We start from the raw sequence: 22,496 nt of genomic DNA, 5'->3' as shown, positions 1-22,496 counted from the left end.
CTCTTTGGGTTCCATCAAGCTGCGCCTATCAGGCGAAGCCCAATTTCGCGTTCCGGAACACGAGCCGGAACAGTATGTTAAAGCCGACAACCAGCAGTACGAGCAGCAGCGTGGCGGCACCGATCAACTGCGGGACATCATCGGTCTGGTAGGTGTAGATCACGCTCGCGAGCACCGCTGTCGAAGGCGTCACCAGAAGGATAATTAGCGACAGCTCGCGCATGGTTCCGATGAAGCTCAACAACATCCCAGACATCAGCCCGTTCGACGCCAGCGGCACTACGATGCGCCGCACGCGTGCCAGCCAGCCGATGCCCTGGGTGCGCGCCGCCTCTTCGAGCGATTTATCGATCTGCAAGAGCGCCGCAATGCCGGTGCGCGACGTGTAGGGCAGGTTCTTGACCGCCGCGATCAGCACGAGAAGCGCGAAAGTGCCATAGAGCGCCGGCATCGGCCCGATCGGCTTCGAGAACATGCCGATGTAAATCGCGCCGAAGGCGACCGACGGGAAGATGTAGGGCAGGAAGGCCGAGGTCTCGAGCGCCTTTGACGCCATGGTGCCGCGGGTGCGCACCACCACGTAGCCGACAAGAAAGCCGAGGAGCCCGGTGAGCAGCGCCACACAGAGCGCCAGGCGGATGGAATTCCAAGCCGCGCCAAGGATCTGCGGGTTGTGGAAAACGCCCGGATAGAGCGCATTGACCTCGCCACGCTCACCAAACCAGTAGTGCAGCGTCAGGTTCGACAGGTCGTAGTTCCCGGCGGTTTTGGACAGGGATTCCAGCAAAAGAAGGCCGATCGGCAGTATCACCGTGAATGAGAGCAGGAGCACCACCAGCCCCAGCACCAGCCAGCGCGCCGGGCCGAGGTCGATGGTCTTCGAGCGCACGCCCTTGCCGGACATGGTCACAAAGCTCTTGCGGACCCCGATCATGCGCTGGTTGATCCAGATGAACAGCACCGCCATGACCACAAGCACCAGCGCCAGAAGATAGCCGTCGCCGACATTGCGCGAGCCGATGGCGGCATAGATCTGCGTCGGCAGGGTGAAGTAGCGGACCGGCATGCCGAGTACCGCCGGGGTGCCAAACGATCCCACCACGCGGATGAAGGTCATTACCACGGCAGAGCCCAGAGCGGGCAGCACCAGCGGCATGGTGATGGCCGCGAACTGGCGCAGGCGCGACAGGCCCGCGATGGCACCCGCCTCTTCGAGCTGGCTGTCCACCGTGGTCAGTGCGCCCGACAGGATAAGGTAGGCATAGACGTAGTAATGGAACGCCAGGCAGATGATGATCGGCAGCGCCCCGAAGGCCAGCCAGTCGGGCGGCTGCACTCCGAAGATATAGACGAAAACACCCGAAGAACCGCCCAGCCGGTCATTCTTGAAGAAGGTGAGCCAGGCCAGCGCCATCACCCAGGACGGCAGCATGTAGGGCACCACGATCATGGTGTTGACCGTTTCGCGGAACGGCACGTTGGTGCGCACCACCACCCAGGCCAGCGACGCGCCCAGGAGCAGGCACAGCACTGTCGCACCGAAGGCAGTGATCAGTGAGTTGACGAAAGGCTTGTAGAACAACGCCGAGGACATCCGCCCCGAAAAGACCCTTTCGTAATGGAAGGTGGTGAAGCTGCCGACCTCCTCGCCCGGCAGGTAGGCCTTGTCATAAGGCTGGACGCTGAACGTCTCGCGGATCAACTCGGCCAGCGGGGCCAGAACGAGCAGCGCCAGAAGCGCCGCAAGCGCCACCGCGATCAGCCGTTCCGGCGTCATCATGGCGGCCCCGAACCGGCGCAGGTGCCGGGTTCCGGCGCGCGCCGTCATCTCTTCAGTCAAAGCCATGTCTCCTCCCTTGCACGGCGGTCTGTTTCGCGGTCAGGCCCGGAGGGCCTGCCTTGGCGCATCAATCAATGCGGTTCCGCTGTCGACGCTCAGCACCTCGGCAATCCCCGGCGCAGAGGCCAGGATGCGGCCTCCCGTGCGCAAGTCCCCGGCCGAAAGGTAGGGACAAACAGCGCCCCCGGCTTCCGCGACCAGCAACAGGCCCGCGACGCAATCCCATGAATTCATGTGAAGTTCCACGTATGCATCCGACCGGCCGTCGGCGACTTGCGCCAGCGCCAGCGCGCCCGAGCCGCAGCGGCGCACGTTAAAGCCGCGATCCAGCAGCGCGGTCATTACCGAGAGGTATTCCGACTGGGGCACTCGCGTTGACCAGCCCATCTCGACGGTTGCCGATTGCGCATCATGTGCGGCCGAGACGCTCAGCGCCTTGCCATTGAGCGTTGCGCCATGGCCCTCCCGAGCAAGATATATCTCTTCGGTGATGGGGTTGTAGATGCCGCCAAGCACCGGGCGGCGATCCACCACGTAGCCGATCGAGATGCAGAAATGCGGAAGTCCGCGCGCGAAATTGGCGGTGCCGTCGATGGGATCGACCACCCAACAGCGCGCACCAATCTCGCCGCCGTCCTCCTCACCGAAGACGCTGTCCCCGGGGTAGCGGGCCAGGATCGTCTCGCGAATGTGCCTCTCCGAAGCGGCGTCGACCTCTGTAAGGTAGTCCTGCGGACCCTTCATCGCCCAGCTCGCCGAAGTCCGGTTTTCGAAGCCCCTCTTCACGATCCGCCCCGCAGAGCGCAGAACTTCCTCGAGGAACACCTCTCTGTCCCGCATGCCTTCACCGCTGTCCATGTCGCCCTCGCATCGTTGTTTGTTGCAGCAAGAATTGCAGATGATGCACACGAGAGCAACAGATCTGTTAAAGTTGAAAGATGCCTCGACCATAACTCTGATTTATTTACATAAATTGGATCATCTTAGAGACCCACGCGGGTTAAGTCTGGCGAATACTGAGAACTCGCGCCTCAGGATTTCACCCCTCAATCACGGAGCTCCTTGGCGTTACAGGAGGTGATTCCCATACGATTTTCCTCACAATTTAAGTAAAAAATACCGCCAAATTGCCATTCCAATCTCGCGAGGACGTTCCGCTCGATCCAAGGTTCGATATCGAATCTTGCACACGTGCACAAAAGCTCTTTGCACTCGCGTGCAGAGATGCTAGGCCATGAGTTGAGGAGAGGCGCTGGCGCGCCGGAGTCGAGGAGAAAAACATGCTCAGGACAGGTCTTCTGGGAGCCGGCCGGATCGGCCGGATCCACGCGGCAAATATTGCGGCACATCCGGGCTCGCAGCTTGTGGCCGTCGCGGATGTCGATGCCGCCGCAGCGCAGGCGCTGGCAAATGCGCACAGGGCCGAGGCGTGCGACGCTGCGCAGATCCTAGAGGATCCGCAGATCGATGCGGTGCTGATCGCCACCTCGACCGACACGCATGCGCCGCTGATCGAAGCCGCGACCCGCGCGGGCAAGGCGGTGCTCTGCGAAAAGCCGGTCGACCTGTCGCTGGAGCGGGCTCGTGCCTGTCTTGCGGTGGCCGAGGCCAACGGCAGGCCGGTGATGATCGGGTTCAACCGTCGGTTCGACCGGAACTTCGCAGCGCTACGCGCCGCCCTCGATGCCGGCGAAATCGGGCAGGCCGAGATGCTCTCGATCACGTCCTTCGATCCGGCGCCACCGCCCGCGAGCTACGTCAAGGTCTCGGGCGGGTTGTTTCGCGACATGACGATCCACGATTTCGACATGGCGAATTTCCTGATGCAGGATCTGCCGCAGACCGTGCGCGCGGTGGGCAGCGCGATCGTCGATCCGGCGATCGGCGAGGCGGGCGACATCGACACCGCCATCGTCACCCTGACCTATGCAGACGGACGGCTCGCGGTGATCAAGAATAGCCGCCGCGCCGCCTATGGCTATGACCAGCGCGTCGAACTTCTGGGCTCCGAGGGTATGCTGAGCGTGGGCAACCTGCTCGAAGACACGCTGGTGCGCGCCACAGCGAAAGGGGTGCGCGGCGCCAAGCCGACCTATTTCTTCCTCGAACGCTACATGGCCGCCTATGCCGAGGAATGGGGAACATTCGTCGAAACGGTCACATCCGGCGCGCCGATTCCGGTGACGCTGGCCGACGGGGTCGCGGCGCTCGAACTCGCCGAGGCCGCCACGCAGTCGCTCAAGAGCGGCGAGGCGGTGACTGTCCGGACCAAGGGGTGAGAGCAGTGGCAGATCTGGATGTGATCACGATAGGTCGGGCTGGTGTCGACCTTTATGGCTCGCAAATCGGCGGGCGGCTTGAGGACATGGGGTCCTTCGACAAGTATATCGGCGGGTCTCCGACCAACATGGCCTGCGGGACAGCGCGGCTGGGGCTGCGCTCCGGGCTCATCACGCGCGTCGGTGACGAGCACATGGGGCGTTTCATCCGCGAGGAGCTGATCCGGCATGGGGTCTGTGTCGATGGAGTTGCGACGGACCCGGAACGGCTGTCGGCCCTGGTGATCCTCGGCATCCGCGACGAGGAACAGTTCCCCCTGATCTTCTACCGCGAGAACTGCGCGGACATGGCCCTGTGCGAAGACGACATCGACGCGGCGCTGCTGAAGCGGTCGCGGTCTGTCGTGGCGACGGGCACGCATCTGTCGCACGCGCGCACCGAGGCAGCGGTCCTGAAAGCGCTGAGGATCGCCCGCAAGAACGGGCTGAAGACGGCGCTCGACATAGACTACCGGCCGAACCTCTGGGGCGTGGCGGGGCATGGCGACGGCGAGAGCCGCTTCGTCGAGAGCTCCAAGGTGACGGCGAAGCTTCAGGAGAGCCTGCATTACTTTGACCTGATCGTCGGCACCGAGGAAGAGTTCCATATCGCGGGCGGCTCGACGGACACGCTTGAGGCGCTTCGCGCTGTGCGGGCGGTGTCGAAGGCCACGCTGGTCTGCAAGCGCGGCCCGATGGGCGCGGTGGCCTTCGAAGGGGCCATCCCGAAAAGCCTTGACGAAGGCATCTCCGGCCCGGGCTTTCCGATCGAGGTTTTCAACGTTCTGGGCGCCGGCGATGGCTTCATGAGCGGACTGCTCAAGGGCTGGCTCGACGGCGAAGGCTGGCCGGTGACATTGAAGTATGCCAACGCCTGTGGCGCCTTTGCAGTGTCGCGCCACGGCTGTACCCCGGCCTACCCGTCCTGGGAGGAGCTGCAGTTCTTCTTTGAGCGGGGCATCTTGCGGAAGGACCTGCGCAATGATGAAGAGCTGGAGCAAGTGCATTGGTCGACCAATCGCCATGGTGACTGGTCAACGGTGCGGACCTTTGCCTTTGACCACCGGATGCAGCTGGAAGAGATGGAGGGATACACTCTCGAAAAGGGTGGAGCCTTCAAGCAGCTATGCCTGGAGGCCGCGTTGCAGGTGCAGGACGGGCGCGGCGGCTATGGCATCCTTTGCGACAATCGCATCGGGCGGGCCGCGCTTCACGCGGCGTCGGGCTCCGGTCTCTGGATCGGGCGGCCCACCGAGCTCCCGAGTTCGCGCCCGATCCGTTTCGAACCCGAACTTGGCGAGGACTTGGGGCAGTTGCGCGAATGGGCGCGCGAGAACGTAGTGAAGCTGCTGGTGTTCTGCCACCCCGATGATGATGCCGAGACAAGGGCCCACCAAGAGGGACGCGTCAAGGCGCTCTGGACGGCGGCGCGGCGGAACGGGCTGGAGTTCCTGCTCGAGGTGATCCCATCGAAGGTCGGCCCCACGGATGACAGCACCACCGCGACGCTGATCCGCCAGTTCTACGCTGCGGGTGTCTATCCCGACTGGTGGAAGCTTGAGCCGCTGAAGACCGAAGCCGCCTGGGCGCAGGCAGTGGCGGCGATCGAGGAACATGACCGTTACACCCGCGGCATCGTTGTGCTGGGGCTCGACGCACCGGAGGCGGAACTGTCTGCGAGCTTCGAAGCGGCGGCGCGGTTCCCGCTGGTGAAGGGCTTCGCGGTAGGCAGGACGATCTTTGGCGATGCGGCACGGGCCTGGATGAGGGGCGACATGTCCGACGAGGCCGCGACGTCGCAGATGGCGGAGCGGTTCGAGCGGTTGTGCGGACTTTGGGATGCGGCACGAGCAAAGGTCGGACGCCACGCGGCTTGAGACGGGGAGGGCGCACTGCCCCGCTCCGTCGGAGCCGCCGTGGAATAATGGAAGAGAAGAAGGGGCAGGTGCCTCTGGGAGGAGAGCCATCATGGGCACGATCAGGCTGACGGCGGCGCAGGCCATGGTGAAATGGCTATCGGTGCAGATGACGCCCGAGGGTCAACGCTATATCGACGGGATGTGGGCGATCTTCGGGCACGGCAACGTGGCGGGCATGGGGGAGGCGCTACACGGGTATCGCGATGTCTTCCCGACCTGGCGCGGTCAGAACGAGCAGACCATGGCCCATGCCGCCATCGCTTTTGCCAAGGCATCGAGGCGGACCCGTGCGATGGCGGTGACGTCTTCGATCGGACCGGGGTCGACCAACCTGGTGACCGCGGCGGCTCTGGCGCATGTGAACCGGTTGCCGCTGCTGGTGGTGGCGGGGGATGTATTTGCCACGCGTCGGCCGGACCCGGTCTTGCAGCAGGTCGAGGATTTCGATGACGGGACGGTGTCGGCCAACGACTGTTTCCGCCCGGTGTCGCGATACTATGACCGGATCTCGCGGCCCGAGCATATTCTGTCGGCGCTGCCGCGGGCGCTCAGGGTGATGACCGATCCGGCGAATTGCGGGCCGGCGGTACTTGCCTTCTGCCAGGATGTGCAATGCGAGGCGTATGACTATCCTGAGGAATTCTTCGAGCCACGCGTCTGGCATATCCGCCGTCCGCGTCCCGATGAGGATGAGCTGGGGCGCGTTGCGGATTTGATCCGCGCGGCACGTCGGCCCGTGATCATTTCGGGCGGCGGCACCGTCTATTCGCAAGCCGAGGAGGTGCTTGGCGATTTTGCAATGCGGCACCGCATCCCGGTGGCCGAAACCCAGGCGGGCAAATCGGGGCTGGCGCAGGCGCACCCCATGAATTTTGGGGCATCCGGGGTGGATGGCTCAGCGGCGGCGAACGCGGCGTCCGTGGGCTCGGATCTCGTGATCGGTGTGGGCACTCGGTTCCAGGATTTCACCACCGGTTCGCGGACGCTGTTCGGGGCGGATGCGACGCTCGTGTCGATCAACGTTCATGGCTATGACGCCGCCAAGCATGGGGCGGAAAGCCTCGTAGGCGATGCGAAGGTGACACTCCAGGCGCTGTCCGGTCTACTTGGCGACTACCGCGCAGATGCACCGGACGAAGCCGCCCGCGAGGACTGGCTGCTGGCCGTCGATGCCTATTGCGCCCGCCCCGGGGACCAGGGCGCCAAGCCGACAGACGGGCAGGTCATCGGCGCGGTGCAGCGGGCCGCCCCGTCTGCCGTGGCGATGTGTGCGGCGGGAACGATGCCGGGGGCGCTCAAGCTGCTGTGGAAGCCCAGCCAAGGCGGGTATCACATGGAATACGGCTATTCCTGCATGGGCTACGAGGTCGCGGGTGCCATGGGGCTGAAGCTCGGTGCGCCGGAGCGCGAGGTGATATGTTTCGTCGGGGATGGCTCGTACATGATGGCGAACAGCGAGCTGGCGACGGCGGTGATGCGGCGCATTCCCTTCACCGTGGTGCTGACCGACAACCGGGGATATGGCTGCATCAACCGGCTTCAGACCCTGGGCTGCGGCGGCGAGCCGTTCAACAACATGTACATAGACTGCAATGTCGAGGTCCAGCCAGAGATCGACTACGTGATGCATGCCACCGCCATGGGGGCGCATGCGGTCAAGGCGGCGGGCACCGATCAGCTCGAGGCGGAGATCGCAGCGGCGCGGGAGCGGCATGTTCCGACGGTGATCGTAATCGAGACGGTGGCGAGAGATTTCCCCGGCACCGGAATCGAGGCGTCGGCGGGCGAGCATGGATTCTTCTGGGATGTCGCGGTGCCCGAGGTGTCGGAGCGCGCAAGGCAGCGTGACCGCTTCGTGGAATACCTCGGCCAGATCGCACAGGCGCGTCTCGTGAACTGAGGCGGAACGCGGGGGCAGCCGCAGGTGCGCCCGCGCCGGAAACTTGACCAGAGGGGCCATGCCCCACGACCACCCCCTTCAACCGAGAGGCAGCGCCATGATCCGCTTCGGAACCAATCCCATTGCCTGGGCCAACGATGACGACCCGTCGCTCGGCGCCGATATCCCCACCGAACGCATCCTCGACGAGGCCGGCCGCCAGATCGGCTTCGACGGCATCGAGAACGGCCATCGCTGGCCTTCCGACCCCGAGGCGCTGCGTCTGCTTATGCAGGCGCACGGTCTTGCCTTCATCTCAGGTTGGCATTCGCTGAACCTGCTGGCGCAATCCGTCGACGAGGAGAAGCGCGCAATCCAGCCGCATCTCGACCGGCTGAAGCACAACGGCTGCACCGTGTGCATTGCCTGCGAGACCTCGAACTCGGTGCAGGGACTGGACGCCCCGCTGTCCGCCCGTCCGGTTCTGGATGCCTCCGGCATGGCTGCCTTCGGTGCGAAGGTGGAGCAGATCGCCAGTTTCTGCGCCGACCAGGGCGTCGAACTGGTTTATCATCATCACATGGGAACCGTGGTGCAGAGCCCTGAGGACATCGATGCCTTTATGGCGGCGACCGGCCCCGCAACCAGCCTGTTATTTGACGCCGGGCACTGCTTTTTCGGCGGTGGCGATCCCGAGGCGGTACTGCGCCGCCACATCTCACGCGTTGGCCACTTCCATGCAAAGAACGTCCGGCCGCTCCTGCGCGCGCGCGTCGAGTGCGAGGGCCTCTCTTTCATGGACGGGGTGCGAGCCGGGGTTTTCACCGTGCCAGGCGACCAGGAGGGTGCGATTGATTTCGCTCCGCTGATGCGCGTGCTGGCGGAGCATGGCTACGACCGCTGGATTGTCATCGAGGCCGAGCAGGACCCGGCCGAACGAAACCCGCTGCTCTACCAGACGCTGGGGCTCGCCACACTGCGCCGCCTCGCCGCCGAAGCGGGGCTGATAGATCGGAAAGAAGGAAAGTTCTCATGAGCCATTTGCTGCACCGCCCCTTCGGCACCCACGGCAAGGTGCACGACATCACCCCGGCCTCGGCGGGCTGGCGCTATGTCGGCTTCGGGCTGCATCGCTTGCGCGCAAGAGACGTCGTCGCCGAGGCGACGGGGGCCAACGAGGTTATCATCGTGATGGTCGAGGGCAGGGCGAAGATCGGCGGCGCGGGTCAGGATTGGGGCGAACTCGGGGACCGCATGAGCGTCTTCGAGAAGACCGCGCCGCATTGCCTCTACCTTCCGGATGGCACCGACTGGACCGCCGAGGCGACCACCGACTGCATCATCGCGGTCTGCGCCGCCCCCGGCAAGGGCGGTCACGCGGCTCGGCGCATCGGCCCGGACGGTATTGAACTGACCCAGCGGGGCGAAGGCAGCAACACGCGCTTCATCAACAATATCGCCATGGAAGCTGAGGATTATTGCGACAGTCTTCTGGTGACCGAGGTCTTCACTCCGGCGGGAAACTGGTCGTCCTATCCGTCGCACCGCCACGACGAGGATGATTTTCCGCGCGTCACCTACCTCGAGGAAACATACTATCACCGGCTCAACCCGGCGGACGGTTTCGGCATTCAGCGGGTCTATACCGACGATCTGCAACTGAACGAGACAATGGCAGTGCATGATGGCGACGTGGTCTGCGTGCCGCGTGGTCACCACCCCTGCGGCGCCCCCCACGGGTTCGAAATGTACTACCTCAACGTCATGGCGGGCCCGCTGCGCAAATGGCGTTTCGTCCCGGCACCTCAGGTCGAATGGCTCATGGAGACCAAGGCAGAGTAACTGGGCGTTTGGTTCGGTCAGATCGCTCTGCTCCCCAAACGCGCAATGAAGGATGTACAGGCTCTCCCCTGCGCCAGCAGCATCTCCGCGGCCCGGCGCCCGAGATGGGTACGCTTATGGGCTGCCGTGGTCAGCGGCACGCTCGCGTCGCCCGACATCTCGATAATGTCGAAGCCGACAAAGAGATGTCCTCAGGGGCACCCACCCCTGAGGCGCGTAGGCCGACCGCCATCTCGTCGTTGTCGCAGACCACCGGGCGTCGGACCGATTACTGCGATGGCAATATATGTGCGTTCTCGCGGCAGCCGAATGAAGGGGCGCCGGGCGCCCCCGGAGTCTACCCTGCTGGTTCTTCGGTGAAGATATCTGCATAGGTGCGGCGCAGCTCGGCCTTCTGAACCTTACCCATCACGTTGCGCGGCAGTTCACCGACAATCACCACGTGCTTTGGCTGCTTGTAGCGGGCAAGCTGGCCCTCGAGCGCGTTGACGATTGCTGCCGCCTCGAGGTCTGCACCGGGGCGGGGCACGACGATGGCGGTCACTCCCTCGCCGAAGTCTGCATGCCGAACACCGATGACCGCGCTTTCGAGCACGCCGGGCAGCGCGTCGATCGCCTCTTCGACCTCCTTGGGATAGACGTTGAACCCGCCCGAGATCACCAGGTCCTTGTCGCGCCCAACGATGCGCAGGTAGCCGTCGGGCCCGATCTGCCCCAGGTCGCCGGTGATGAAGAAACCGTCGGCGCGGAATTCCTGCGCGGTCTTTTCCGGCATGTTCCAGTAGCCTTTGAAGACATTCGGCCCCTTGACCTCGACCGCACCGATCTCGCCACCGGGCAGCGCGGCGCCGGTGGCGCGGTCGGTCACCCGCAGTGACACGCCGGGCAGTGCCATGCCCACGGCGCCGGGAATGCGCGCGCCCTCATAGGGGTTGCTGGCGATCATGCAGGTCTCGGTCATGCCGTAGCGCTCGAGGATGGCGTGGCCGGTCCGCTCCTCGAAGGCGCGGTGATCCTCGGCCAGCAGCGGCGCCGAGCCCGACACGAAAAGACGCATGCCGGCGGTCGCCTCTCGGGTCAGGCGCGGAGATTTCAGAAGGCGCGTGTAGAAGGTCGGCACCCCCATCAGCACGGTCGCCTCGGGCATCAGGTCGAGCGCAACCTCGGGATCGAACTTCTCCTCGAAGAGCATCGTCGCACCGGCGCAGAGCACCATGTTGGCGGCAACGAAAAGCCCGTGGGTGTGGAAGATCGGCAGGGCGTGGATCAGCCGGTCGTCGGCGGTGAAGCGCCATTCGGAGAGCAGCGCCTCGCAGTTCGACGCAAGGTTGCGGTGGGTGAGGATCGCGCCCTTCGACCGGCCGGTCGTGCCCGAGGTGTAGAGAATGGCGGCGGGCTCGTCGAGATCGGCCTCATGCGCGCCTTGCCGTGGCGAGACCATGGCCGCGCGCTCCATCAGGCTGCCGCCCCCGCTGGTGCCGAGCGTCAGGATCGCCAGCTCGGGGCCTTTGCGATGCGCATGGTCGGCCAGCGCAGCGGGATCGCAGACGAAGAGGCGCGGCGCGGCATCGCCGATGAAATAGTCGATCTCGCCGCCCGTGTAGGCCGGGTTCAGCGGCAGGAAGATCGCGCCCACCTGCAGCACCGCGAGGTAGAGCGCGATGCTCTCGGGGCTCTTGCCGGTCTGCACTGCGACCCGGTCTCCCGGTGCGACGCCGACGGCATCCAGCACCCCGGCGAGCCGTTCGACCAGCTCGGCGGTGTCGGTGTAGCTGAGATCCTGCGCCTCACGGCGCTTAAACAACGGTTTGCCCTGCAGCGCTTCGGCCACGGATACGAATTTCTGATAGATGGTCTGCATCTTGCTCCTCCTCGAAATCTTCTGCGGCTCACTCGGCCAGGGCAGCTGCCAGCGACGGACCATGCGCGATGGTGCCCTCGCGGACGTGGGCCTCGTGCTGGGTCTCTACGGCACCCAGCTCGTACAGGTAGTTTATCATCAGCCCATGCGCGCGGCTCAGCGCGCCCGGCGAAAGGTCGGCGGGCCAGTTCACCCGCCAGGCAGAAGCGCCGTTGCCCAGGTGGAAGCGCGCGACCGGATCAACCGGGCGGTTCCTGCCGTCGCGCGCCTCGACGAAATAGCGCGCTGCGAGCGCGGCGACCTCGGGCTTCAGGGCGGCCTCGCGCGCCGGGTCGCTGCGCCAGCTGCCATCCTTCAGGGCCACGTCGAGCGCCTGCGCCCGGTCATCCTCCTGCGCCGCCAGCCAGGCGGCGAAGCCGGGCGCGGGCGAAAGGGTGACGAAGGTCTTCAGCTGCGGCAAATCGCGTGAGAGATCGGCCGCCACCTGCTTGATCAGGAAGTTCCCGAAGGAGACGCCCTTCAGTCCCGGCAGGCTGTTGTTGATCGAATAGAAGACCGCCGTGTCGGCCTCGACCGGTTCGGTCGGCACCGGCGCTTCCAGGATCGCCCCGATGGTTTCCGGAACGCCGCGGGTCAGCGCGACCTCGACGAAGATAAGCGGCTCTTCCTCGGTAGCGGTGTGGAAGAAGGCGTAGAGCCGGCGGTCCTCCTGCGCGAGGCGGCGGCGCAGATCGTGCCAGCCGGCCATCGGATGCACGCTCTCATAAGCCATGATCCGCTCGAGAATGCTGGCCGGGGTGCTCCAGTCGATATGGCGCATGGTCAGGAAGCCGCGGTTGAACCAAGAGGCGAAAAGATGCGCGAAATCCGCATCCACAGGGGCGAGCGAGCGGTCCTTGCGGATGGCATCAAGCAGGTCTGCGCGCATGCGGACCAGCGCCTTCGTCGCGCCCGGCGCAAGGTTGAGATGACGCAGGAGCGCCTGCCGGCGGGGCTCGGTCGCGGCGAAGAGCCTGGCCACCGCGCCGGCATCCGGGGCCGCCTCCCAGGCGGCATAGGCCTCGCGGATCGGCTCGGCCCGGACGCCGTAGCTGTCGCGCAGCAGTCGGAAGAAGGCGAGCTTTCCATCATCCTCGAGCTCGGCATAGGCGGTCAGCGCCTGCTCCGCCACGGCGACCCGAGAAGCATCGCCGATGTGACCCATGAGCACGGCACAGGCGGCCTCGACCCGCTCGGACGCGGGACGCGAGAGCGCCAGCGTGGTCGCATCTGCGCCCGCGTCGGGTTTCCAGCGTTCCCGGCGGGTGATTGCCTCGACGAAATCGCTCAGGAACGAAACGCGTTGCTTACCCATACTGAAGTCCTCCTCTCAATCGTCATACATTTTGAGGAGCCTGTTGTATATAACATCTTGGTTTGAGTATTTTGCAGTGATGTTGTAACGACTTGCAGCAGACAGATGGGAGCCAGATGTGCAGACAGCCCAGCGAATCCGCCTCGAATTGGAGAACGAGATCGTCGATGGCCGCCTGCTGCCCGGCGCAAAGCTCGACCCCGAGGAACTGGCCTCGCGCTATGGCTGTTCGCGCACCCCGGTGCGCGAGGCTCTGCAGGCGCTCGAGGCGTCGGGACTCCTGCGGGTCCAGTCGAAGCGCGGCACCTTCGTCACCGAGCTCAGCGCCGAGGAGCTTATGGAGCGTTTCGAGGTGATGGCCGAGATCGAGGCACTCTGCGCGTCCCTCGCCTGCCGCCGCGCGCTGCCCGAGAGCATCGACCGGATCGAGCGCGCCATGCAGGGCTGCGAGGCCGCGGCGGCGCGCGGCGATCTAGATGCCTATTACGGCGAGAACACCGAGTTCCACCGGGCAATCTACGCGGCGTCTGGCAACCATTTCCTGGCGGCAGAGGCGGGGCGGCTGCAGGCGATCCTGCAACCCTACCGCCGCCGCCAACTCGGCGCGCCGGGGCGCATGCTGCGCTCGCTCGACGAGCACCGGCGGATCTTCGACGCGATCCGCAGTGGCCAGGAGGTGAGCGCGCGCCAGAGGATGCACGACCACGTGCTGGTGCAGGGCGAGCGCTTCCGTGACCTGCTGGCGATCCTCGGCAATTTGAAGGCATGAATGCATTCGGCTGCTGGGGGGCCTTGTCGTTCACAGCGTGCCTTAGGGGGCGAACCTTGGCGGTGAGGACGAGCTACGAAGCGTCGGGACATTCTTGGAAGATACATCCGAGACCGGACCTCGCACTCGCCGGCCTTTTCAACATAATTTCCCTTACGCGAATGCGAACAAATCGCGAACTGTTGTCTTGCCGTGCCCCCCTTTGGTCGTCTACTCGCAAGACAAGTCTCGGGCAGAAGCTAGCGCAATCTGCCTGAAGTTGAAATCTCCCCTTGCCGAGACCGGGCCCGATCGCCGACGGTGGAAGAAAGCAGAACACTGCAGCAGGCAAGACATCAAGCGACGGCAACACTGCGCTGGAGGAAGACATGTCAGCCGAATGGATCAACATCCAAATCATGGAATGCGAAGACGTGGTCGGCCGCGCCGTCACCGTGTTCAGACAATCTGATGGAACTCACCAACGCTATGTTTTGGGCAACGGGCGCAAGGTCGAGGCGAACGCAGACGGCACCTTCGTCATCCCAGAGTCCGCCACGGAATTGCGGGTCATGGGCATCTAGCGCGGTCTGCAGCGCGGGCCTGGGGCAAGGCTAGGCAGCTGTCTTTTTCCGGGTTCTTGCTGCGAGTCCGCGCATGACCTGCTCGAAATCGCCCTCAGCAAAACGTGCGACCCCATTGTGGGCGGCGCAGACGGATTTCGTGCCGCGCCATCGCGCCCCAATTTCCTCGAGCCAGCGGCAGAATTTCTCTTCTGCACCGTCCTCAGCATTCATCGCCGCCCCTAGCGAGGGATGCAGGACGAGCCGCGGCACGTACCCCCGCAGAGCTCCTGGCACGGGCAGAACATTCAGCGTGTCGTCAACGTGCAGAGACCCGCTGGCCGGATGAAATGCCAGGAGTGAGCCCGCATGCACCTTCTCATTTTCAGAAAAATAATGGATGCCCGGCGGCAGCGAAAACTGCAGGTCGCGAGAATACCGATCCGCCACCGCCGCGCTTTCCACGCGCTCGGTTTCCCAGGGCACCGAGGTACAGACACGACGGTGTCGCTCGGAGCCGTAGAACTTCGCGGTCGGAAAATCTCGTGCCATGGCAGCGCAGTGCAGCGTGTGGAACGGGTGAAGATTGAGGACCGCTTCCACAAGACTGCCATCCTGGGTCAGCCCCATGACGAGCTCGCGGATTTCGCCATTCAACGTGTAGCTGTCCAGAAACACGAAACGGCCGCTCTGCAGCCGAACGACCGAGACCTGCGTCCCGACGTTGACGATTCCGGCCACCTTCATGGTGCAACGGATATTCCAGAAACCGCTCCCGAGGTTCACCAACCGTCGAGCCAACGCTCTCTCCCTTTGAATTGGTGCGGCGATCTTTCGTAGCTATTCCTAGCACCTAGGCCAATGACCTCGCTTGACCAGACCAGAAGAGCAAGTTCCGAGCGAGCCCAACCGACTTCACAGTCGTCATGTGTCGAGTGCCGCCGTGCATGACTGTGCGCTGCCGCTCTCCCGAGGTCGGGCAACCATCAGGTCCCGAAAACTGTGTACACCTTCATGGAGGCAATCACCGCGACTAGTGCCGAAGCGTAATTTGGCTTGGGCTCTGCAGAATGATCTGCGGTCTTCCTTTGTAGAGCTGGACCGTTCCAGACAGTGCGATAGTCTGGCCCTCAAGTGCGCGAACCTCTGAGAATTGCCTCGTATTACTCTTGAAGATCACACCATAGAACTCTTGATTGGGGTACCGACCGCCGAAGTTTATGAAGATCGTCCCCCCACTACTGACCGAAACCTGGCTAACAACGCCTTCGACAGTAACTGAGCTGCCGACATGGTGTGCTGAATCGCCGGGCGTTATGGTCTCAGCATGAGCCGACAGAGAAAGAAGAAGAACGAAGCCAATGGCCGAAATGATTTTACATGCGAAATTCATACTCAATTCCTACGCTTGCCGGAAGGCATAGGGCGTCGCTATGGCTTCCGAATGTACACTGATACACTCTGTATCTTCGGAAAGCTCCGCTCAAACAAGGAAAACATTCTGAATATTTCAGTGGCGCTCTCGATGTCAGACCTCATCTTGAAGAGCGGCCCAAAGATCTCCTGAGAAAGGTTCCCACCTATTTTTCAATAGGATCGCGCTGCCTTCAGAGTTCCGTAGGAATGCGTGGGACTGGATAGGTGAATTTTGACGCTGCGCGAATTGGATCTGAACAAGAGGCATTCTTAGAGCTTGACCCACTTCATTCGACCGCGGTTGGTTCATACTACACCTTGTTTCGTGTTCGGCGCGAATGCCGTCATCTCGTGCGCACGACCCGCTTTTCAGCCCACGGAGGAGCGATCTTCATATCTTGCGTGATTGGGTAATTCATATGGTATTCGAAGTCGCCGTATCGACGATCATAAGCGCCCCACTCGCAGACATACTCTACTCGGTACCCTGCCAACTTCATGAGACCCTTGATCATCGCTCCGCCCTCGCGCTCGCTATTTGGCCGGCCTCTCGCTGTTGCCGCCAGTCAGTACTTTTAGCTTGGCTGGAACAATTTTCTTAGCCCCGCGGAGGGATGTCGAGGTAGCACCGAAGACGACGTCGCTACCCCTCAGGATGATGTCCCGAGAGATGGTGTAGCTCACCGCGGGCCTCGCGCTTTCAAGCGGGCCGAGCTGGTCAGTCGCTCTGCGCTGCAGGCAGGCTGACACCGAGATCATCGCAGACGGGCGCGAGCGTTTCCAGCGTCATGTATCTGGCGCGCTGGACAGTCCATTCCTCGGTCTGCTCCATGAGGATCGCGCCGACGAGGCGCCGGATCGAAGCCTCGTTCGGAAAGATGCCGACGACGTCCGTGCGTCGCTTGATCTCGCCGTTCAGCCGCTCGATCGGATTGGTAACCGGTATGAAGATCCCGGTGCCGATGTTCGGCCCCGATTTTCGGATCAGGGTGTATGCTGCGAGCATCCGGGACAGAGGCACCGGGAGCACGAAAGTGCGGGCAGGCCGATCCACACGATGAGCTGCGAGCTCGTGTTAGTAGCTGGCCGCCTCTGCGACTCGCCCGGTTGCGCCGAGAGCGCGAATCCGTAGTTGTCGTGTCGCCCGCCGCTCCCGCCTGTTTTCATTGGCAAGGGAGGCGCGCATGCGACGCGTGATTGGCATCGACATCCACCGAACCTTCGGAGAGGTGGTGATATGGGAGAACGGCCTGACCCGGCACGAGTGTCGGGTCGATATGACACGAACGGCGCTCGAGGGTTTTGGGCGGCAGCTCTTCAAGACAGACGAGGTCGTGATCGAAGCGACAGGGAATTGCATGGCGGTTTCGCGGGTGCTTTCACCTCACGTCGCGCGAGTGGTGATCGCCAACCCGCTTCAGGTGAAGGCGATCGCTCATGCCCACGTGAAGACCGACAAAGTGGATGCGGCGACTCTGGCGAGTCTATACGCCGCGGGCTATCTGCCGGAAATCTGGACACCGGATGCGGCGACGGAGCGGCTGCGCAGGCTTGTCGCTCGCCGCTACCAAATCGTGCGCCACCGGACCCGGATCAAGAATGAAGTGCATGCCATCCTGCACGCGCATCTGATCCCGAAATGCCCGCATGCAGATCTCTTCAACAAGCGCGGCCGCGACTGGCTGACACGCCAATCGGTTCCGGAGGATGAACGCGCCGCGATTGCACGCCATATCCGCGAACTCGACCGGCTCGGGGATGATCTTGCCCAACTCGACCGCGACATCGCGCAAGATGCCTTGAAGGACGAAGAGATTCAGCGCCTCCTGACAATCACCGGGGTTAATCTGGCGGTTGCCGCGGGCCTGATGGCGGCGATCGGCAGCATTGAGCGGTTCAAATCGCCGCAAAGACTGGTGAGCTACTTTGGTTTGAACCCGCGTGTGCGCCAATCCGGTCTGGGGCCTGCCCACCATGGTCGGATCAGCAAGGCTGGCCGCAGCCATGCCCGCGCAATGCTCGTCGAGGCGGCCTGGGCCGCCGCGAAGGCACCGGGACCGCTGCGGGCTTTCTTCATCCGCATCAGGGCGCGGCGCGGACATCAGATCGCTGCCGTGGCCGTGGCCCGCAAGCTTGCGACCCTTTGCTGGCACATGCTGACGAAAGGCGAGGATTACCGCTGGGCCCGGCCCAGCCTTATCGCCCACAAACGCCGCGCCATGGAACTGGCGGCCGGGTTGCCGCAGAAGAAAGGCAACAGGCGTGGCTCAAGCTATGCGTACAACGTAAAGGAGTTGCGCCATCAGGAAGCCAAGATCGCCCAGCATGCGGAAAAGAGCTATGAGCACTTCGTTGCGGCGTGGCGGACGCATCCTCCCGGAAAGGGCAGAGGGTGTGCGGCCGCCTCAAACCGGCAGGAACTGAATAGGCTGCCCGGTGACGCTTCCAGCCGACACGCCACGCTTCGCCCCGAGGTCGACCGCACCGTCAAAGAATAGCGAATTCCGGCGGAAAAGTCTTGTCGATCTCATCCGTGCTGTGCAGCTTAGTGCGATGCTGGGCCGGGAAGGTCATGTAGGCCAGGACGTCCTCCTCGGCCGTGTCCATGAGCGTGGCCAGCTTGGGGAGCTTGCCGCGCATCTGGTCCGCCACGAGACGCCACTGGGCCTTCGCCGCCGCATGGTCGGGCTGGGCAAAGGCCGTGGCGATGAAGGCCGAGACCACCCGGCGGCTGTTCTTGCCGGCGTGGGCGAGCGCATTGCGCTGGAAGTGGACGCGGCAGCGCTGCCAGGTCGTGGACAGGACCCGGGCGGTGGCGGCCTTGATGCCTTCATGCGCATCGCTGATCACCAGCTTCACGCCACTGAGGCCACGGCGGACGAGGTCACGCAGGAACTCGGTCCAAAAGGGCTCGGCCTCGGAGGCGCCGATCGCCATGCCCAGCACCTCGCGCCTGCCGTCGGTGTTGACGCCCACTGCGAGTGTGACCGCAACCGATACGATCCGCCCGCCCTGGCGCACCTTGAGATAGGTGGCATCGATCCAGAGGTAGGGCCATTCGCCCTCGATCGGCCGTGTCAGAAAGGCGTCCACACGCTCGTCGATCTCCTCGCACAGGCGGCTCACCTGGCTCTTCGACACCCCGGTGCCGCCCATAGCCTGCACCAGGTCGTCCATCGAGCGCGTCGACACGCCATGGACATAGGCTTCCTGGATCACGGCGGTCAGGGCCTTCTCAACAGAGCGCCGCGGCTCGAGGAACGAGGGGAAATAGGAGCCGGTGCGCAGGCGCGGGATGCGCAGCTCGACGCTGCCGGCCCGGGTCTGCCAGTCCCGATCCCGATACCCGTTGCGCTGCGCCAGGCGCTCGCTGCTCTTCTCACCATAGTCAGCACCGGTCTTGGCGCCGAGCTCCAGCTCCATCAGCCGCTCAGCAGCAAAGCCGATCATCTCGCGAAGCAGGTCGGCATCGCCGCTCTTCTCTACCAGCGCACGCAGGTCCATCATGGGTTTGGTCATCGGGGGCATCCCTCGGTTCAGGTTGGCTCAGCAACCCGACCCTACCGAGAAACCCGATGGCCACCGAAAGCTACACCACTTAGCGTAATCGCCATGTCCCACCCGCTCCATACCGTGGTGCAGGATGACCGCAGCTCAGCGTGTCGCTGAGTAGCGAACATGGAGGCGACGATGAATGTATTTGCGGCACTTGATGTCTCACAAGATCTGACGGCGATCTGCGTAGTCGATGGCGCGGGAACCGTCCTGGCAGAGGACAAGGTGCGGACCTGTCCAGACGCGATCTCGGCGTGGCTCGCAGGACAACCGGGCGACATGGAACGGGTAGGCATGGAGACGGGTCCGTTGGCCGTCTGGCTCTGGAATGCACTGACCGAGCGCGGGGTGCCAGTCCTTTGCCTCGATGCCCGCCACGCCAATGGCGTGCTGAAGATGATGCCGAACAAGACGGACAGGCTGGATGCCCGAGGCTTGGCGCAGATCGTCCGGACCGGCTGGTTCCGGGCCGTGCAGATCAAGAGCCACGACGCCTATGTGACACGCGCCTTGCTGACTGCGCGGGATACGCTGGTCAGCATGCGCGTCCGGCTGGAGAATGAAGTTCGGGGGCTGTTGAAGACCTTTGGCGTGATGTTCGGCAAGCGGGTCGGCGGCTTCAAGCGCCGTGCCGAGGAGATCATCGCACGGGATCTTGCGGTCTCGCCCGAGCTCGTGCCCGTATTCGAGGCCCTGATGCAGGCCCGGCGCGACATCCTGGTCAGGATCGCCGATCTCGATCGCCGGATCCGCATGATTGCCAGACGCCATCAGACGGTCCGCTTGCTGATGACCACACCGGGCGTCGGACCGATTACTGCGATGGCAGTCGTCGCGGCACTCGACGATGCCGGACGGTTCCGTCGCTCGTCGAGTGCCGGGGCCTACCTTGGCCTGACGCCGCGACGTTACGAGTCGGGCGAGATCAGCCGGAACGGCCGCGTCTCGAAGCGCGGCGATGCCTTCGCCAGGAAATGCCTCTTCGAGGCGGCAAACGCGATCTACTGCCGGAAGCTGGGTGGCGGCCGCCTTCGCGACTGGGCCAAGGCAATTGCAGAACGCACCGGACCGCGGAAGGCAAAGGTCGCGTTGGCCAGGAAACTGGCTGTCACGCTGCACGCCATGTGGCGCACCGGCACACCCTTCCGGGAGGGTGCCGCCATCTGAACAAGCCAGAACCACGACGCTGACTTCGCCACACCCGAATGCGTCCAGCCGGGACGCGCGGCGAGGGCAAGATCGCTCCCAGTACAGCGGCATTGACCGCGCACACCACTTCGATCTGCCCGACCCTGAACGCAAACATGCGGCGCCCATCGCGGTGATCGCGGAGAGAACCCAAGAGCCCGGCACGCAGAAGGACCTGATGAGATCAGCACTTGACCAAGGCGATTAGAGAACGACCTGGGACGTCACCCCCCTCAGGATAGGTTTGCGGGTCAAAGGCGCCACCTGGCTTGTGCGTGCTGAAGGGACGATGCGGGAGCAAAACCTTATTGGACGGAAACACAAACCGCCGCGGACAGCCGAAGCACAACTCACTCATCGAGCAAGCTCGAAACCTGTCCAAGGGCTCTTCGTCAGTACCAGCAACGATCGAACACGATAGAAGCGCCCCAGCCTGCTAAGGGCCGGTCACGCCGTCAGGCCTGGCGCGTTACGGTGGGGGCTGCCGCGCCGCCGCGGATCTGGTTCGAGGCCATTGCAGCCGTAGCGAAAATCAATCATCGATGACAGCAGTACATCATGAATGAAAGGCAAGTAAAATGTCGACGAAAACAAGTTTGAAGAACGCGCTATCAAGCATTGATGATGCAAAAAGAAAACTGAAGAAACTGCCGCTGCCCGAAAATTTTGATATTGAACGTGATATCAAGAGGGTAGTTCGAGAATTGGAAGACGCCGAAAATTCGATCAACCGAGCGTTAAGAGACGTAAGACGGGCTGAATAGGAGAACACGACAACCTTCTGGCCGCGAGTTGGCATTCGAGCACCTCATCAACCGTAGAAACGCAAGCCACCAGAAAGCGGAAAGCGTCTCAGAAAAACCCATTTGCAGGGAGCCGCATTGTGCCACGTACTGTGATTTTCGAACCCGGCCAGTTTCTGCTCGTGCAGCGAATGTCTTGTGTGGATGGCTCCCGCATAGCAAGGCTTAAATGATCTTGTGTACCTTTTCAGAAGCGGTCTTGTGTCCGGCCTGTTGACGCGGTCATTGCCGCTGGCCCTGATGGGATCCGCAGATCAGGTTCCTATCTGCTTCGCGGGCAATGGCGCCCGGGACATTCGTCGGAGCGTCCTGATCGTTGCGGCTGAATGGCACACCATCACATCGTTGGTCTTGCTATCTCGTGGGCGCGCGGCCTCTCATACGGCGTGCGGCTTGTAGGGCTCATCCCTCGTGAGGATTGCCCACATGATCCTCGCTGTTTTGTTCGCCATGGCGACGGTCGCCAGCCTTGCGGGCTTTCTCTGCAGCAGCTTCGTCAGCCAAGGGTCGGCTCGCTCAGGATGGGTCGCGACTTGTCGGACGCGCGACGTCATGCCGACCACGATGAGTTGGCGCAGGTATCGGTCACCCATCTTGGTGATCTTCCCCAATCGTTCCTTGCCGCCACTGGAATGGTTGCGAGGCGTCAGCCCTAACCACGCAGCAAACTCGCGGCCACTCCTGAACTGTCGGCCGGACCCGATCGTCGCAGCCACGGCGGAGGCGGTGACCGGGCCAACACCAGGAATTGTCTGCAGAAGTTGAGCTTGTCGGCTGAGGCGCGCCTGGATGCGCAACATGGTTTCGAACCAGTCAAGGCGGTTGTGAAGATCCATCAGCTGTCGGCTGAGGACGCGCAGAACGTCCTGGTGTGCAGCGACACCGCTGGTGAAACAGCGCGACATTGCAGGTGGTGATTTTGGGGGAAGCGGAAGCCGGGCGTAGCCCGGATGTAGCTTCCCCCAAAATCTCGCGCGGGTTTACCCCGTGCGGTTGGCGGTGACGGCGGTCAGGGTGGTCCGATCTTCGACGACCAAGAAGAGGATCGGATGCCCGGCCGTTTCATCACCGACCGACAACACGAGGATTACATGACCCTTCGACAGCATCACACGCAAAAGATTGCGGCTGCCAAAGCCGGCTTCAGCGTCAGCACCGGAGCCCGGATCGAACGTGACCCCCGCCCTCCATCTCAGAAACGACGTGAGCG

At 63.3% G+C, this 22,496-nt stretch carries 14 protein-coding genes and 4 pseudogenes; 9 read left to right on the top strand and 9 right to left on the bottom strand.

What is annotated here, in order from left to right; all coding sequences use genetic code 11:
- Nucleotides 1-28 precede the first annotated feature (28 nt).
- Complete coding sequence (locus BM397_RS24520; protein ID WP_245696229.1) at nt 29-1,846, bottom strand: ABC transporter permease; 1,818 nt, start codon at nt 1,844-1,846, stop codon at nt 29-31.
- Nucleotides 1,847-1,879: 33 nt separating this feature from the next.
- Nucleotides 1,880-2,680, bottom strand: coding sequence for an inositol monophosphatase family protein (locus tag BM397_RS24515; RefSeq protein WP_245696228.1), 801 nt, complete (start codon nt 2,678-2,680; stop codon nt 1,880-1,882).
- 440 nt (nt 2,681-3,120) lie between these two features.
- On the opposite strand from BM397_RS24515, the gene iolG reads away from it, so the two are divergent.
- The 5 genes from iolG (at nt 3,121) to iolB (ending at nt 9,798) form a co-directional block, all read left to right on the top strand.
- Nucleotides 3,121-4,119, top strand: coding sequence for an inositol 2-dehydrogenase (gene iolG, locus BM397_RS24510; RefSeq protein WP_092430261.1), 999 nt, complete (start codon nt 3,121-3,123; stop codon nt 4,117-4,119).
- 5 nt (nt 4,120-4,124) lie between these two features.
- On the top strand, nt 4,125-6,035 hold the full coding sequence (locus tag BM397_RS24505) for a bifunctional 5-dehydro-2-deoxygluconokinase/5-dehydro-2-deoxyphosphogluconate aldolase (RefSeq protein WP_092430259.1): 1,911 nt from the start codon (nt 4,125-4,127) through the stop codon (nt 6,033-6,035).
- A gap of 91 nt (nt 6,036-6,126) precedes the next feature.
- Complete coding sequence (gene iolD / locus BM397_RS24500) at nt 6,127-7,977, top strand: 3D-(3,5/4)-trihydroxycyclohexane-1,2-dione acylhydrolase (decyclizing) (RefSeq protein WP_218124932.1); 1,851 nt, start codon at nt 6,127-6,129, stop codon at nt 7,975-7,977.
- Between the two features lie 97 nt (nt 7,978-8,074).
- A complete protein-coding gene (iolE, locus tag BM397_RS24495) occupies nt 8,075-8,992 on the top strand; it encodes a myo-inosose-2 dehydratase (RefSeq protein ID WP_092430257.1) in 918 nt (305 codons plus the stop codon).
- Nucleotides 8,989-9,798 carry a 5-deoxy-glucuronate isomerase gene (iolB, locus tag BM397_RS24490; RefSeq protein ID WP_092430255.1) on the top strand — a complete coding sequence of 270 codons (810 nt, stop codon included), beginning with the start codon at nt 8,989-8,991 and terminating at the stop codon, nt 9,796-9,798. The genes iolE and iolB overlap by 4 nt, the downstream gene beginning before the upstream one ends.
- Nucleotides 9,799-10,135: 337 nt before the next feature.
- Here iolB and BM397_RS24480 read toward each other — a convergent pair whose 3' ends face one another.
- Together BM397_RS24480 and BM397_RS24475 are read right to left on the bottom strand one after the other, a co-directional pair.
- Nucleotides 10,136-11,659: a malonate--CoA ligase gene (locus BM397_RS24480; RefSeq protein ID WP_092430253.1), complete on the bottom strand. Its 1,524-nt coding sequence runs from the start codon at nt 11,657-11,659 to the stop codon at nt 10,136-10,138.
- Between the two features lie 28 nt (nt 11,660-11,687).
- Nucleotides 11,688-13,013, bottom strand: a complete 1,326-nt coding sequence (locus tag BM397_RS24475; RefSeq protein ID WP_092430251.1) for a malonyl-CoA decarboxylase domain-containing protein — start codon at nt 13,011-13,013, stop codon at nt 11,688-11,690.
- A gap of 118 nt (nt 13,014-13,131) precedes the next feature.
- On the opposite strand from BM397_RS24475, the gene BM397_RS24470 reads away from it, so the two are divergent.
- On the top strand, nt 13,132-13,782 hold the full coding sequence (locus BM397_RS24470; protein WP_092430249.1) for a GntR family transcriptional regulator: 651 nt from the start codon (nt 13,132-13,134) through the stop codon (nt 13,780-13,782).
- Nucleotides 13,783-14,150: 368 nt separating this feature from the next.
- Nucleotides 14,151-14,345, top strand: a complete 195-nt coding sequence (locus BM397_RS24465) for an MHC class I heavy chain (RefSeq protein ID WP_092431548.1) — start codon at nt 14,151-14,153, stop codon at nt 14,343-14,345.
- A gap of 30 nt (nt 14,346-14,375) precedes the next feature.
- Here the strand turns inward: BM397_RS24465 and BM397_RS24460 are convergent, their stop codons facing one another.
- Together BM397_RS24460 and BM397_RS24450 are read right to left on the bottom strand one after the other, a co-directional pair.
- Nucleotides 14,376-15,125 carry a hypothetical protein gene (locus BM397_RS24460; RefSeq protein ID WP_092431546.1) on the bottom strand — a complete coding sequence of 250 codons (750 nt, stop codon included), beginning with the start codon at nt 15,123-15,125 and terminating at the stop codon, nt 14,376-14,378.
- 1,333 nt (nt 15,126-16,458) lie between these two features.
- A pseudogene (locus BM397_RS24450) lies at nt 16,459-16,677 on the bottom strand (transposase); the annotation flags it as partial.
- A 265-nt stretch (nt 16,678-16,942) separates the two neighbouring features.
- Between BM397_RS24450 and BM397_RS24445 the strand changes: the two are divergent.
- Nucleotides 16,943-18,133, top strand: a pseudogene (locus tag BM397_RS24445) (IS110 family RNA-guided transposase); the annotation flags it as partial.
- A gap of 124 nt (nt 18,134-18,257) precedes the next feature.
- Here BM397_RS24445 and BM397_RS24440 read toward each other — a convergent pair.
- Nucleotides 18,258-19,259 (bottom strand): annotated as a pseudogene (locus BM397_RS24440) (IS256 family transposase); the annotation flags it as partial.
- Between the two features lie 159 nt (nt 19,260-19,418).
- Here BM397_RS24440 and BM397_RS24435 point away from each other — a divergent pair.
- The gene (locus tag BM397_RS24435; protein WP_245696285.1) at nt 19,419-20,462 is read left to right on the top strand and encodes an IS110 family RNA-guided transposase; all 1,044 of its coding nucleotides are present in this window, start codon (nt 19,419-19,421) and stop codon (nt 20,460-20,462) included.
- 1,201 nt (nt 20,463-21,663) lie between these two features.
- On the opposite strand, the pseudogene BM397_RS24430 reads toward BM397_RS24435, so the two are convergent.
- Nucleotides 21,664-22,152: pseudogene (locus BM397_RS24430) on the bottom strand (IS110 family RNA-guided transposase); the annotation flags it as partial.
- A 114-nt stretch (nt 22,153-22,266) separates the two neighbouring features.
- Nucleotides 22,267-22,496, bottom strand: a 230-nt coding sequence (locus BM397_RS30100) for a hypothetical protein (protein WP_143015480.1), incomplete at its 5' end; no start/stop codon positions are given.

It is taken from the genome of Alloyangia pacifica (assembly GCF_900116195.1).
Lineage (GTDB): Bacteria > Pseudomonadota > Alphaproteobacteria > Rhodobacterales > Rhodobacteraceae > Salipiger > Salipiger pacificus.
The sequence above is the reverse complement of the archived record's forward strand: the minus strand, read 5'-3'. Positions and strand labels throughout refer to the sequence as shown.

Coding starts and splice junctions, on each gene's coding strand:
- BM397_RS24435 (WP_245696285.1), top strand. CDS start 19,419: ATGGAGGCGACGATGAATGTATTTGCGGCACTTGATGTCTCACAAGAT.
- BM397_RS24465 (WP_092431548.1), top strand. CDS start 14,151: ATGTCAGCCGAATGGATCAACATCCAAATCATGGAATGCGAAGACGTG.
- BM397_RS24480 (WP_092430253.1), bottom strand. CDS start 11,659: ATGCAGACCATCTATCAGAAATTCGTATCCGTGGCCGAAGCGCTGCAG.
- BM397_RS24475 (WP_092430251.1), bottom strand. CDS start 13,013: ATGGGTAAGCAACGCGTTTCGTTCCTGAGCGATTTCGTCGAGGCAATC.
- iolB (WP_092430255.1), top strand. CDS start 8,989: ATGAGCCATTTGCTGCACCGCCCCTTCGGCACCCACGGCAAGGTGCAC.
- iolD (WP_218124932.1), top strand. CDS start 6,127: ATGGGCACGATCAGGCTGACGGCGGCGCAGGCCATGGTGAAATGGCTA.
- iolG (WP_092430261.1), top strand. CDS start 3,121: ATGCTCAGGACAGGTCTTCTGGGAGCCGGCCGGATCGGCCGGATCCAC.
- BM397_RS24515 (WP_245696228.1), bottom strand. CDS start 2,680: ATGCGGGACAGAGAGGTGTTCCTCGAGGAAGTTCTGCGCTCTGCGGGG.
- iolE (WP_092430257.1), top strand. CDS start 8,075: ATGATCCGCTTCGGAACCAATCCCATTGCCTGGGCCAACGATGACGAC.
- BM397_RS24520 (WP_245696229.1), bottom strand. CDS start 1,846: ATGGCTTTGACTGAAGAGATGACGGCGCGCGCCGGAACCCGGCACCTG.